At 72.1% G+C, this 12,443-nt stretch carries 13 protein-coding genes; 6 read left to right on the forward strand and 7 right to left on the reverse strand.

Annotation, left to right across the window (positions count from 1 at the left end; genetic code table 11):
• The first annotated feature begins 351 nt into the window (after positions 1-351).
• Both OHA37_RS12975 and OHA37_RS12980 read left to right on the forward strand, forming a co-directional pair.
• Positions 352-1,476 carry a magnesium and cobalt transport protein CorA gene (locus tag OHA37_RS12975; RefSeq protein ID WP_266904794.1) on the forward strand — a complete coding sequence of 375 codons (1,125 nt, stop codon included), beginning with the start codon at positions 352-354 and terminating at the stop codon, positions 1,474-1,476.
• A gap of 46 nt (positions 1,477-1,522) precedes the next feature.
• Entirely contained in the window at positions 1,523-2,041 is a 519-nt protein-coding gene (locus tag OHA37_RS12980) for a hypothetical protein (RefSeq protein ID WP_266904795.1), read from the forward strand.
• Between the two features lie 11 nt (positions 2,042-2,052).
• Here OHA37_RS12980 and OHA37_RS12985 read toward each other — a convergent pair whose 3' ends face one another.
• A complete protein-coding gene (locus OHA37_RS12985; protein WP_266904796.1) occupies positions 2,053-2,832 on the reverse strand; it encodes a hypothetical protein in 780 nt (259 codons plus the stop codon).
• A gap of 244 nt (positions 2,833-3,076) precedes the next feature.
• On the opposite strand from OHA37_RS12985, the gene OHA37_RS12990 reads away from it, so the two are divergent.
• The 3 genes from OHA37_RS12990 to OHA37_RS13000 all read left to right on the forward strand — a co-directional run bounded on the left by OHA37_RS12990 (position 3,077) and on the right by OHA37_RS13000 (position 6,293).
• On the forward strand, positions 3,077-4,384 hold the full coding sequence (locus tag OHA37_RS12990) for a magnesium transporter MgtE N-terminal domain-containing protein (RefSeq protein WP_266904797.1): 1,308 nt from the start codon (positions 3,077-3,079) through the stop codon (positions 4,382-4,384).
• Between the two features lie 190 nt (positions 4,385-4,574).
• Positions 4,575-5,081 carry a DUF1003 domain-containing protein gene (locus OHA37_RS12995; protein WP_250741830.1) on the forward strand — a complete coding sequence of 169 codons (507 nt, stop codon included), beginning with the start codon at positions 4,575-4,577 and terminating at the stop codon, positions 5,079-5,081.
• Between the two features lie 42 nt (positions 5,082-5,123).
• Positions 5,124-6,293, forward strand: a complete 1,170-nt coding sequence (locus OHA37_RS13000; RefSeq protein ID WP_266904798.1) for an Mrp/NBP35 family ATP-binding protein — start codon at positions 5,124-5,126, stop codon at positions 6,291-6,293.
• An 85-nt stretch (positions 6,294-6,378) separates the two neighbouring features.
• Here the strand turns inward: OHA37_RS13000 and OHA37_RS13005 are convergent, their stop codons facing one another.
• The 5 genes from OHA37_RS13005 to sigE all read right to left on the reverse strand — a co-directional run bounded on the left by OHA37_RS13005 (position 6,379) and on the right by sigE (position 10,933).
• Positions 6,379-7,092, reverse strand: a complete 714-nt coding sequence (locus OHA37_RS13005) for a hypothetical protein (protein ID WP_266904799.1) — start codon at positions 7,090-7,092, stop codon at positions 6,379-6,381.
• Between the two features lie 133 nt (positions 7,093-7,225).
• Positions 7,226-7,675 (reverse strand): sec-independent translocase, encoded by a 450-nt coding sequence (locus tag OHA37_RS13010; protein WP_266912730.1) that lies wholly within the window; start codon positions 7,673-7,675, stop codon positions 7,226-7,228.
• A gap of 118 nt (positions 7,676-7,793) precedes the next feature.
• Positions 7,794-9,218: a S1C family serine protease gene (locus OHA37_RS13015; protein ID WP_323182330.1), complete on the reverse strand. Its 1,425-nt coding sequence runs from the start codon at positions 9,216-9,218 to the stop codon at positions 7,794-7,796.
• A 255-nt stretch (positions 9,219-9,473) separates the two neighbouring features.
• Positions 9,474-10,157 carry an anti-sigma factor family protein gene (locus OHA37_RS13020; protein ID WP_443046156.1) on the reverse strand — a complete coding sequence of 228 codons (684 nt, stop codon included), beginning with the start codon at positions 10,155-10,157 and terminating at the stop codon, positions 9,474-9,476.
• Positions 10,154-10,933, reverse strand: a complete 780-nt coding sequence (gene sigE, locus OHA37_RS13025) for an RNA polymerase sigma factor SigE (RefSeq protein WP_243335949.1) — start codon at positions 10,931-10,933, stop codon at positions 10,154-10,156. Before sigE ends, OHA37_RS13020 begins: the two co-directional genes overlap by 4 nt.
• Positions 10,934-11,076: 143 nt before the next feature.
• On the opposite strand from sigE, the gene OHA37_RS13030 reads away from it, so the two are divergent.
• On the forward strand, positions 11,077-11,739 hold the full coding sequence (locus OHA37_RS13030; RefSeq protein ID WP_243335946.1) for an O-methyltransferase: 663 nt from the start codon (positions 11,077-11,079) through the stop codon (positions 11,737-11,739).
• A gap of 216 nt (positions 11,740-11,955) precedes the next feature.
• On the opposite strand, the gene OHA37_RS13035 is transcribed toward OHA37_RS13030, so the two are convergent.
• The gene (locus OHA37_RS13035; RefSeq protein WP_003966491.1) at positions 11,956-12,123 is read right to left on the reverse strand and encodes a DUF3117 domain-containing protein; all 168 of its coding nucleotides are present in this window, start codon (positions 12,121-12,123) and stop codon (positions 11,956-11,958) included.
• Positions 12,124-12,443: the final 320 nt, after the last annotated feature.

Consider the following 12,443-nt stretch of genomic DNA (forward strand, 5'->3'; position numbering starts at 1 on the left):
ACCGCTGGTCGGGGACGCTCTCAGAAGAGAAGTTTCAGTGCCCCGGCGACAGGACGTCCCTTACGGGGGACCGGCCGGAGGAGGTGGGGCTGCGGTGCATCGAAGTCGATCGCACAGTACGTGCGGTACCTCTCGCTCTTCCACTTCGCCGACGGGCGCGCCGCGCCCCCTTTGATCCGCGGGTCTTGGATCCACACGTCGGATCGGTCGAAGAGCGACGGAAGAACTGTGTCCTCCCGTCCTGCCTGATCCTTCCGCCTGCCCGCCCGGACTGCCGACCGCGGTGAGCGTGTCATCCGGAAGGACCTCCCACCCGTACGGTCCGCAGCCGTGCGCGCGAAGGAGCCTGCCATGTCGATGCTGCCCTACCTCCGTGCCGCCGTCCGCCCCGCGCTGCGCAGGTCCACCCCGGCACAGCCCGGCTACGACACCACCCGCGACCCGTCCGCGAACAGCGCGGTGGTCGACTGCGCCGTCTACCGCGACGGGCGGCGCGACGTGCGCGCGCAGGGAGCCTCCTGCCTGACGCCCCGTGAGGCGCTGCGCGAGGTCCGCGAGGACGGCGGATTCGCGTGGATCGGCCTGCACGAGCCGACGGAGGCCGAGTTCGCGGGGATCGCCGCCGTGTTCGGGCTGCACCCGCTCGCCGTGGAGGACGCGGTGCACGCGCACCAGCGGCCGAAGCTGGAGCGCTACGACGACACCCTCTTCACCGTCTTCAAGACGATCCACTACGTCGAGCACGCCGAACTCACCGCCACCAGCGAGGTGGTGGAGACCGGCGAGGTGATGTGCTTCACCGGCCCCGACTTCGTCATCACCGTCCGGCACGGCGGCCACGGCTCCCTCAAGGGCCTGCGCCACCGCCTCCAGGACGACCCGGCGCTGCTCGCCAAGGGCCCGTCCGCCGTCCTGCACTCCCTCGCCGACCACGTGGTCGACGGGTACATCGCCGTCGCCGCGGCCGTACAGGACGACATCGACGAGGTGGAGAGCGAGGTCTTCGCCGCCCCCGCCAAAGGCGCCGCGCGCGGCGGCGACGCGGGCCGCATCTACCAGCTCAAGCGCGAGGTGCTGGAGTTCAAGCGGGCCGTCTCCCCGCTGCTGCGCCCCATGGAGCTGCTCAGCGAGCGCCCGATGCGGCTGGTGGAGCCCGACATCCAGAAGTACTTCCGCGACGTCGCCGACCACCTGGCCCGGGTGCACGAGCAGGTCGTCGGCTTCGACGAGCTGCTGAACTCAATCCTCCAGGCCAATCTGGCGCAGGCGACCGTCGCGCAGAACGAGGACATGCGCAAGATCACCTCTTGGGCGGCGATCATCGCCGTGCCCACGATGATCTGCGGGGTGTACGGGATGAACTTCGAGCACATGCCGGAGCTCCAGTGGCGCTACGGCTATCCGATGGTGATGGCCACCATCGCCGGAACCTGCTTCACCATCCACCGGGCCCTGCGCCGGCACGGCTGGCTGTGAGCCCACTGGCTGTGAGCGTGCGGGGGGCGCTGGCTACCCTGTGCGCATGACTCTCAGCGCGCTCGATCTGGCCCTCGTCGAGGAGGCCACCAAGAAGTCCGGCCTCATCTGGGTCCGCGGCTCCGGGGCCGACCGCGGGCTGTGGCACGCCTGGGTGGACGGCGCGGCGCACGTGCTCGGCGACGGGCCCGGGGAGCAGCCGTTCCCGGGGCTCGCGGACGGGGCGGCGGCCGAGGTGACCGTGCGCAGCAAGGACAAGGGCGGCCGGCTCGTCGCGTGGACGGCGACCGTACGCGAGCTCGTGCCCGGCAGCGAGCCGTGGGAGGCCGCGGTGGCCGAGCTCAAGGGCAAGCGGCTCAACGCGCCCGACTCCGCCGAGATGACCGAGCGCTGGGCGCGGGAGTGCCGGCTGCTCCGCCTGGAGCCGGAGTCGGTCCGGGCCGACCTCCCCGAGGGTTCGCTGGCGGCGGCTCCGCTGGGCTCCCCGGCGACGACCCGGCAGCCCATCCCGGCGGGGCTGCCGAAGCTGCTGCTGAAGCGGAAGAAGAAGGCGGCCCGGCCCTAGGGACAGGCGCGCTAGCCCTGCGGGTTGGTGCCCTGGCCGGAGGCCTTGGGGGCGCCCTCCTGCTCCTTGGTCGTGGGCAGCTCGGAGCCGTAGTCCACGGTCTGGTCCGGCTCGGGCGCGGTCAGCTCGACCGGCTTGCCCCATTCCGCGAGGGTCACCCGGCCGGCGCCGCCCGCGCGTTCCATCAGGAGCGGGTAGGGGGTGCCCTCCAGGGAGACCGAGAGTTTGCCGCCCTTGCCCTTGTCCGCCGAGACCTGGACGGCCCGGGTGAGCCCGACCTTGGTGTAGTCCTCGCTCTTGGTGAGCTTCCCGTCGAGCCCGAGCAGCCCGTCGAGCATGACCTGCATGTCGGTGAACCCGCGGAACTGCTTGTACGAGGGGTCGCCCTCGGGCACCTTGACGAACTTGTCGCCGAGCTTGCCGGCCGCCTCGGACTGCCCCCAGAACGCGGCGCCCGCCTTGAGGTAGAGCTGCTCCCCGACCCGCAGCAGCTGGAAGGTGGTGTCGTCCTGGGACTTCACCTCGCCGGAGCCGCCGTCCGCCCCGAGCCGCATGTCCAGGGTGAAGGATTTGCCGCCGCTGACGAGCGTGCCGGAGAGGTGGACCGACTGCGCCCCGGTGACGGCCGTCTTCGCCTTGTCCTCGATCTGGTCGGCGGACAGTTTGCCGACCCCGTTCGTCCCCTCGTCGGGATCCGCCCCGCACCCCGTTCCGACGACGGCCAGGCCCGCGCAGAGGGCACCGACGAAGGCGGCCCGGCGCAGCCGCGGGGCGGGGAAATAGGCGGTCACGGGCAGGTGCCCCTCTCGTTGCGTCGGCGAGCAGCTGGCAGCGTACCCGCCCGTACGCGGGCCTCCGCGCGGCGCCCGTGCGCAGCCCGTGGGGACGCGCGTACGGAGGTCCCGGGGGCGCCGCGCCGGCGCCGGGGGATGCCCGGGCGGACGGCCCCACCAGGAGGTTGTGTGCGGTACGGGCTAACCTGGGGGCGGCAGTACCGGTGATCGACGGATGACGCAGCTCGTAGGAGGCGCTCGGATGGCGGCAGGCGCCCCACGGATCTTCGTCTCTCATCTGTCGGGTGTGCCCGTCTTCGACCCCAACGGCGACCAGGTGGGCCGGGTGCGCGACCTCGTCGCGATGCTCCGCGTGGGCGGTCGGCCGCCCCGGCTGCTCGGTCTGGTGGTGGAGGTCGTCAGCCGGCGGCGGATCTTCCTGCCCATGACCCGGGTGACGGGCGTCGAGTCCGGCCAGGTGATCACCACCGGCGTGGTCAACATGCGGCGCTTCGAGCAGCGCCCCACCGAGCGGCTGATCCTCGGCGAACTGCTGGACCGGCGGGTGCGCCTGGTCGCGGACGACGAGGAGGTCACCGTCCTGGACGTGGCCATCCAGCAGCTGCCGGCCCGCCGTGACTGGGAGATCGACCGGATCTTCGTACGGAAGGGCAAGTCGGGCGCGCTGCGGCGGCGCGGCGAGACCCTGACCGTGGAGTGGTCGGCGGTGACGGGCTTCTCGCTGGAGGAGCACGGGCAGGGCGCCGAGAACCTGGTCGCCACCTTCGAGCAGATGCGCCCCGCGGACGTGGCGAACGTCCTGCACCACCTGACGCCCAAGCGGCGTGCCGAGGTGGCGAGCGCGCTGGACGACGACCGGCTCGCGGACGTCATGGAGGAGCTGCCCGAGGACGAGCAGGTGGAGATCCTCGGGAAGCTGAAGGAGGAGCGCGCGGCCGACGTCCTGGAGGCGATGGACCCGGACGACGCGGCCGACCTGCTCTCGGAGCTGCCGGAGGACGACAAGGAACGGCTGCTGACGCTGATGCGGCCGGACGACGCGGCCGACGTGCGGCGCCTGCTGTCGTACGAGGAGAACACCGCGGGCGGTCTGATGACCACGGAGCCGATCGTGCTGCGGCCCGACGCGACGGTCGCCGACGCGCTGGCCCGCGTACGGCAGTCGGACCTGTCGCCGGCGCTGGCGGCGCAGGTGTACGTGTGCCGGCCGCCGGACGAGACGCCGACGGGCAAGTACCTGGGCACGGTGCACTTCCAGCGGCTGCTGCGCGATCCGCCGTTCACCCTGGTCAGCTCGATCGTGGACACCGGGCTGGCGCCGCTGCGGCCGGACGCCTCGCTGCCGGTGGTGACCAGCTACCTGGCCGCGTACAACATGGTCGCTGTCCCGGTCGTCGACGAGAGCGGCTCGCTGCTGGGCGCGGTCACCGTGGACGACGTACTGGACCACCTGCTGCCGGACGACTGGCGGGAGACGGACTTCCATTCGGAGGGCCCCGGGGGTCCCCAGGATTCCGAGCGTGCGGAAGGGGCCCTCCGTGGGGACTGAGCGGGGGCGCGGCGAGCAGCCGCGCGAGCGGCGCAAGGAGCAGGCCCGGGAACGGCGCGAGCAGGCACGCGCCGCAGGGCGCGAGTACGGGCTGTCGGAGGCGGCCGCCGAGCGGGCGGAACGTTCCTCTTTCGAGCGCGGCGAGCGGGCGAAGGCGGGCCAGTCGGGCCAGTCGTCGGGGGCGAGCGCGCTGTCGCGCTCGCGGACCCGGCTCGACCTGCCGCGCCCGGCGCGCCGGCGGCTGCTGCCCGAGTACGACCCGGAGGCCTTCGGGCGGCTCTCGGAGCGGGTCGCGCGGTTCCTCGGCACGGGCCGGTTCATCGTATGGATGACGGTCGTCATCATCATCTGGGTGCTCTGGAACATCTTTGCGCCCGAGAGCGTGCGCTTCGACCAGTACCCCTTCATCTTCCTGACCCTGATGCTGTCGCTCCAGGCCTCCTACGCGGCCCCGCTGATCCTGCTGGCACAGAACCGCCAGGACGACAGGGACCGGGTCAACCTGGAGCAGGACCGCAAGCAGAACGAGCGCTCGCTGGCCGACACCGAGTACCTGACCCGGGAGATCGCGGCGCTGCGGATGGGTCTGGGAGAGGTCGCCACGCGCGACTGGATCCGGTCCGAGTTCCAGGATCTGATCAAGGAGATGGACGAGCGGCGGCTATTCCCCGCCGAGAGTGACGAAGGCGACCGCTAGCGGGCTTCCCTGAGGCCCGCCACCGCGCCGTACCATCGGGGCATGGCTACCGACACAAGCTCCGCCTCCGCCGCTGCCGTGCCCGAACAGGACGCGATCCTGGACGCGCTGGCGACGGTGAACGACCCCGAGATCCACCGGCCCATCACCGAGCTGGGCATGGTCAAATCGGTGGAGATCGGCGACGGCGGCGAGGTCGCCGTCACCGTGTTCCTGACCGTGTCGGGCTGCCCCATGCGCGAGACCATCACCAACCTGGTCACCGAGGCCGTGCAGCGGGTCCCCGGCGTCACCTCGGTCGCCGTCACGCTGGACGTGATGAGCGACGAGCAGCGCAAGGACCTCGCGGCGACCCTGCGCGGCGGCACCGCCGAGCGCGAGGTCCCCTTCGCCCAGCCCGGCTCGCTGACCCGCGTCTACGCGGTCGCCTCCGGCAAGGGCGGCGTCGGCAAGTCCTCGGTCACCGTGAACCTGGCGGCGGCGATGGCGGCCGACGGCCTCAAGGTCGGCGTGGTCGACGCCGACATCTACGGCCACAGCGTGCCGCGCATGCTCGGGGTCGAGGGCCGCCCCACCCAGGTCGAGAACATGATCATGCCGCCGTCCTCGCACGGCGTGAAGGTCATCTCCATCGGCATGTTCACCCCGGGCAACGCGCCCGTGGTGTGGCGCGGTCCGATGCTGCACCGGGCCCTCCAGCAGTTCCTGGCCGACGTGTACTGGGGCGACCTGGACGTCCTGCTGCTCGACCTGCCGCCGGGCACGGGCGACATCGCGATCTCCGTGGCCCAGCTCGTGCCGAACGCCGAGATCCTCGTCGTGACCACCCCGCAGCAGGCCGCGGCCGAGGTCGCGGAGCGGGCCGGCTCGATCGCCGTGCAGACCCACCAGAAGATCGTCGGCGTCGTCGAGAACATGTCCGGACTGCCCTGCCCGCACTGCGACGAGATGGTCGACGTGTTCGGCTCGGGCGGTGGCCAGAAGGTCGCCGACGGCCTGACCAAGACGGTCGGCGCGGCGGTACCGGTGCTGGGCTCGATCCCGATCGACGTCCGCCTGCGCGAGGGCGGCGACGACGGCACCCCGGTCGTCCTGTCGGACCCCGACTCCCCCGCCGGCGCGGCCCTGCGCGCCATCGCGGGCAAGCTCGGCGGCCGCGCCCGCGGCCTGGCGGGCATGTCCCTGGGGATCACCCCGCGCAACAAGTTCTGACACCCTGACACGCTGAAAAAGGGGGGCTCAGCGATGGAATTCCATCGCTGAGCCCCCCTTTTTCTTGTTCCTGTTTTTCTTGTTCCTACTCGTACGCCGCCAGGTCGCCGATCACCGAGAAGCCGAGCCCGTACGCGCTCATCCCGCGCCCGTACGCACCCAAGTGCACCCCGCTGCCGGTCGATCCGGCCAGGACCCACCCGAACTCCGACTCGCGGTAGTGGAACGGCGTCGGCTCCCCGTCCACCGGCAGCGACAGCGTCGACCAGTCCGGCCCCGCGAGGTCGTCCGCGAGCTCCCACGCGGCCTCGGTCTGCTGGTCGAGCCAGTCGTTGCGCAGGCTGTGGTCCATCTGCCCCGGCCAGCTGTAGGCCAGCAGCCCCGAGCCGGCCAGCCAGGCCGCCGAGGAGACCGAGGTGGCCTCCAGGACGCCGGTGCCGTCGGCGGTGCGGCGCAGCGGGTTGCTGGCCACGGTGACGACCACCGCGAAGCGCTCCTTCTCCCCGGTGGCGATCTCGCCGCGGGCGGAGGGCTCGTCACCGTGACCGGTCGAGCCGTGTTCCACGCTTCCGTCGGCGCCCGCGGCGACCTGCATCAGCCAGCGGGGGCCGCTGAAGGCCCCGTCCAGCCCGTACCAGGGGAAGTCGGCCCGCAGGTACCCCTCGGCCGCCCGGCGGGCGGCAGGGACGGGCGGGGCGCCCGCGTCCGGGGACTGCGGAGGGTCTGCTGCCAGTGCGGGGGCTGGCGTCTGTGCCTCGGCGGGCTGCGTGCCTACCCGGCTACTGCTCGTCGTCTCCATCTGAGCGGCCTCTCGTTCCGTGGGATCCGGAACGGCCCACCCCCCTCGGGCGTCCTGGGTCCGGACTCAAGGAGGATAGCCATCCGACCGCGGTTCGCCGGGCAAGCGGGCGTGCGCGTGGTCCCCGGTGGCGTCAGGTCGCGTCGGCGTCGTAGCGCGTGCGCTGGTCCTGCGCCGGGGTCGCGGGCTTCTTGACCATGTCCGGTCCGGCGCCCGGCGCGGCGGCGGGGAGGGCGCCGTCGGCGGCCGCGGCCGGCTCGGACTCCTTGCCGTTGACCGCGTCGGTGACGTCGTTGAGTTCCTTGCGGAGATCGAAGCTGCTCCGGATCTCCTTGAGGTCCTCGTTCTCGGTCAGCTGCTTGCGGATGAAGTTCTTCGGGTTCAGGTCCTCGAACTCGAAGTCCTTGAATTCCGGACCGAGCTCGGAGCGGATGTCCTGCTTCGCGCTGTCGGAGAAAGCGCGGATCTTCCGGATGACGCCCGTGACGTCCTGGATGACCTTGGGCAGCTTGTCCGGGCCGAAGATGAGAATGGCGAGCACCACGATCGTGACCAGCTCGAGTGCGCCTATGTCGTTGAACACCTTGCCCCGCTCCTCGGCTCTCTTCACGTCAGGCCTGTCACACGGTACCCGGCCCGGTCCGCAGGCCAATACACCAGGACCGGCTGATTACCGGACCGCTTCGGCATTCACCCGCCCGTCATGATCCGTTCGCGGATCCGAGGACCACTTCCAGCGTGCGCTCCCGGCCCTCGCGCAGCACGGTGAGGGTGAGCCGGTCGCCCGGCCGGTGGGCGCGGACCTTGATCACCAGCTCGTCGCCGCCGTGCACCCGTACCCCGTCGACCTCGGTGATCACGTCGCCCGGCCTGATGCCCGCGCGGGCTCCGGGCCCGCCCGCGGTGACGGCGGGCTTGCCGTCCTCGCCCTTCTCCCCCACCCGGGCGCCGTCGCCGGAGTAGTCCATGTCCAGGGTGACGCCGATGACGGGGTGGGTGGCGCGGCCGGTGCGGATCAGCTCCTCGGCCACGCGCTTGCCCTGGTTCACCGGGATGGCGAAGCCTAGGCCGATGCTGCCGCGCTGCTGTCCGGAGCTGTCCTTGCCGTCGCCTCCCCGGATGGCGCTGTTGATGCCGATCACCTGGGCCTTGGCGTCGAGGAGCGGTCCGCCGGAGTTGCCGGGGTTGATGGGGGCGTCGGTCTGGAGGGCGTCGACGTAGCTGACGTCGCTGCCGTCGCCCTTGTCGCCGCCGGCGGTGATGGGACGGCCGGTGGCGCTGATGATGCCCGCGGTGACGGTGTTGGACAGGTCGTAGGGGGCTCCGATGGCCACGACGGGGTCGCCGACCTCGACGTTCTCGGAGTTGCCGAGCGCCAGCGGCCGCAGGCCCCGTACCCCGTCGACCTTGACGACGGCCAGGTCGTATCCGGTGTCGCCGCCGACCAGTTCGGCGGGGACGCTCTCGCCGGTGCTGAAGGTGACCGTTATGGTCCGGGCCCCGTTGACCACGTGGTTGTTGGTGAGGATGTGGCCCTGCCCGTCGAGGACGAAGCCGGTGCCGGTCGAGCTGCTCTGCGCGCCGTTGACGTGCAGGGTGACCACACCGGGGAGCGCGGTGGCGGCGATCCCGGCGACGCTGTCGGGAGCGCGGCCGCGGTCGGCGCGGGCCGCCTGCGGAAGTTCGAGGCGGGTGCCGGCCTGCCGCTCGGCGAGGACCCCCGCGTAGCCGCCGATGCCACCGGCCAGGAGGGCGATCCCGACGCCGAGGAGGATGCCCTGGCGCAGCCGAACCCGGCGGGATCCCGCCCGGCCGTGGTCCACCGCCTGGAGCGGCCGCGCACCCCACGGGTCGTACCGCGGCTCCGTGTCCGTGCCCGCGTCCGCGTCCGGCACCGCCCTCGGCGGCGGTACGGATCCCTCGTGCGCGGCGACCGGCTCCGCGGGGCGACTCCACCACTGGGGGACCGGGGCGGGGGCCGGATCCCCGGCTGCGGGGGACTCGGCCCGCGGGGCCGGTACGGACACCTCGTCGGCGCCGACGGGATCCGCGGGGCGGCTCCACCAGCGGGGCAGGAGGGCGGGTACCGGATCCGCCGCCGGATCGGTCTGCTGACTGTCGGACATGGGCGCTCCCCGCCTACCTGTCGGTCTCCGCCGGCCGCCCGGGGCGGGGCATCTGGCGGAGATTCAACCAGGTCGCCCCCGCCACCCGCCCCGGCGGGCCGGACGGGCGGGGACGGGGAACGGGTGAACGGCGCCCGGAGTACTCGGCTTCCGCCCGGTGCGGCGAGAGCGCCTGCCGGGCGTCGCGAGGCAGACGGGAGTGTGACGAGGTGCCGTGCCGGGCGTCGCGCCCCGGTGAACCTTCCGGCCGCAGCACTAGCGGTACAGGGACACCGGGCGGGCGGAAGTGGTCGGGCGGGCGGGCGTCGGGGAGGCCGCGAGGGGGGTGACCGAGCGGAGCGTCGGGACGGTGCCCGGCTTCGGCAGCCGGTTCTCCCGGACCACCGCGTCGACCACCGGGACCACGGGACCCGTGCGCGCGGCCGGGGCCTCGCCGCGGGCATTGGGCTCGACCGCTTCCATCGGCAGCGAACCGCCCAGCGCGATCGCGGCGAGCGACACCGCTCCTGCGGCCACGAACGCGAAGCGGCGCCGCTGCCGGCCCACCTCGTGTATCCGGAAGCCCTGCTGCTGCGGCGCGGCCGCGGCCGCAGGCGGCGCGTAGCCGAAGGGCGCGAAGGGGTCGGCTCCCGCGGACGGCCCGAAGGGGCCGGAGGGGCCTGAGGGGCCCTCGGAGCCGCCTCCCGGCAGCCCCTGCAACCGCGCCAGCAGCCCGGCCGACAGCGGAGGCGGAGCGCTCTCCACGAACATGGTCTTCAGGCGCCGCTGCGCATCGGCCTCGGCCTTGCACTTGGGGCACGTCGCCAGGTGCGCCAGTACCCGCTCGCGCGCGTCGTGGTCCAACTCCCCGTCCACGAGGGCGGCGAGCCGGTCGCCCAGATGCCGTTCGGCGGAGGAGGCCTGTTCGGCGGGCGACGGGGACGGACTGATCCCGCTCACTCGGCTCCGCCCTCTCCCCCTGCGCCGGGCGCGCCCACGGCCACACCGGCCAGCGCGCGCTGCTCGGCACGGGCCTCGGGAGAACGGTGCTTGAGCGCCTTGCGCAGGTGCGAACGGCCCCGGTGGATACGGCTGCGCACGGTGCCGAGCTTCACGCCGAGCGTGGCGGCGATCTCCTCGTAGGACAGGCCTTCGATGTCGCAGAGCACCACGGCCGCGCGGAACTCGGGCGCGAGGGTGTCCAGCGCCTGCTGGACGTCCGCGTCGAAGTGGGTGTCGTGCAGCACCTGCTGCGGGGACGGCTCACGGCTCGGCAGCCGCTCGGCGGCGTCGTCGGCGAGGGCGTCGAAGCGGATGCGCTGCTTGCGGCGGACCATGTCGAGGAAGAGGTTCGTGGTGATCCGGTGCAGCCAGCCCTCGAAGGTGCCGGGCGTGTACGTGGACAGCGAGCGGAAGACGCGGACGAAGACTTCCTGCGTCAGGTCCTCGGCGTCGTGCTGGTTGCCCGTCAGCCTGTAGGCGAGACGGTAGACCCGCGCACTGTGCGTGCTGACGATCTCCTCCCACGAGGGAGGGGTCCACGCCTGGGAGCCCGCATCGGCGGCGAACGTCGCGGTGGTTGCGGTGTCTACGGTGCGGAAACGGTCAGCAATGTTGGTCACGGATTTCGGCTCACCGGCCGACCAGAAGAGGCGTCGGAGGACACCCCCACGATCCACAGGCGCAGCCGCACCTCCCCTGTCGGCTCTGGTGGTGTCCAGCGGAATCCCTACCATAGCCACCCCTCCCGTCAGCTCTGGATAAGCTTTTTTGCAGTAACTTTGCACGGGCTTCAGGCCCCAGGCCGTTCTTGCGTCTCTACTGCTCTCAACGCCCGGTCCCATCTGCGGGTTCCCGACTCCAGCGGATACAGTCACCGTTGCGCCAACTATGGGGACAGGAGAGGGTCATTACCGGCAACCGGCAGACGAGCTGGGCGTTCGCCGACGCGTTTGTCGCCGAAGACGACGCTCTGCGATGGGCCCGCGACCGGTCCAGGGAAGCGGGACTGCGTTCCGTCTCCCCCGGCACCGGGGCCGCGCTGCGCCTGCTCGCCGCCACCGCGGACGCCAAGGCGGTCGCCGAGATCGGCACCGGAACCGGCGTGTCCGGCATCCACCTCCTGCACGGCATGCGCGCCGACGGGGTCCTGACCACCGTGGATCCCGAAGCGGACCGGCAGGCCTTCGCCCGCCAGGCCTTCCGCGCCGCCGGCTTCGCGGGCAACCGCGCCCGCTTCATCCCGGGCCGCGCCCTGGACGTACTGCCCCGGCTGGCCGACGGCGGATACGACCTCGTCTTCTGCGACGGGGACCCGTCCGAGTCCCTCGACTACCTCGCTGAATCGTTGCGCCTGCTCCGCCCCGGCGGCCTGGTCTGCTTCGAGGGAGTCTTCTCCGACGGCCGTACGGTCGACTCCGCGGCCCAGCCGGTGGAGGTGCTCCGCGTCCGCGAGCTGCTGCGCAGCGTCCGCGAGAGCCCGGCCCTGGAGGCCGCCCTGCTCCCGGTCGGCGACGGGCTGCTGTGCGCGGTCCGGCGCTGAGCCCGCGCTGCGGTCGCGGGTCGGCGCGGTAGCGCGAAGGTCTGCGCGGCCGTACCGCCCGGCACGGTTCCGGCGAGGAGCCGCGCCCCGGTGTGGTTCTCGGTCCTAGGCCCTCGGTCCTTGCGGACACAACACTGCCCCGACCGCAGATCGCGGCCGGGGCAGTGCAGAGAATGCAGCGAAAGTACTGTCAGTCATCCCTGGTGGACCTGGGGATCAGCCGACGACCTTCTTCAGGGCGTCACCCAGGGCGTCCGCCTCGTCCGGAGTCAGCTCGACGACGAGCCGACCGCCGCCCTCGAGCGGTACGCGCATGACGATGCCCCGCCCCTCCTTGGTGACCTCGAGCGGGCCGTCGCCCGTCCGCGGCTTCATGGCCGCCATGCTCGTTCCCCTTCCTGAAACCAGTTCATCGTCAGCCGACGGCTCCATTCAGGCGCCTAGTACCCGGCATCGAACACATTGCTTCCAGGCCATTATCCCGCATGTCAGGACCCGATGACCAACATCGGCCGGGAACACTTGTGCAACGCGCTTGACCAAAACCACTCATTTCGGGGACACGCCTGCGATACTTCGCCGCCGCGGCACGAGTCTGCCCTTCCGTTTATTTGACGCACATCACATGTCCGACCCCCGTCCGGTCCGCCATGCTGACCTTTGCACCGGCCGGTACCGGCCGGTAGCCAGCCCGCGACGAAGGG

The organism is Streptomyces sp. NBC_00335 (assembly GCF_036127095.1).
Classification (GTDB): Bacteria; Actinomycetota; Actinomycetes; order Streptomycetales; family Streptomycetaceae; genus Streptomyces.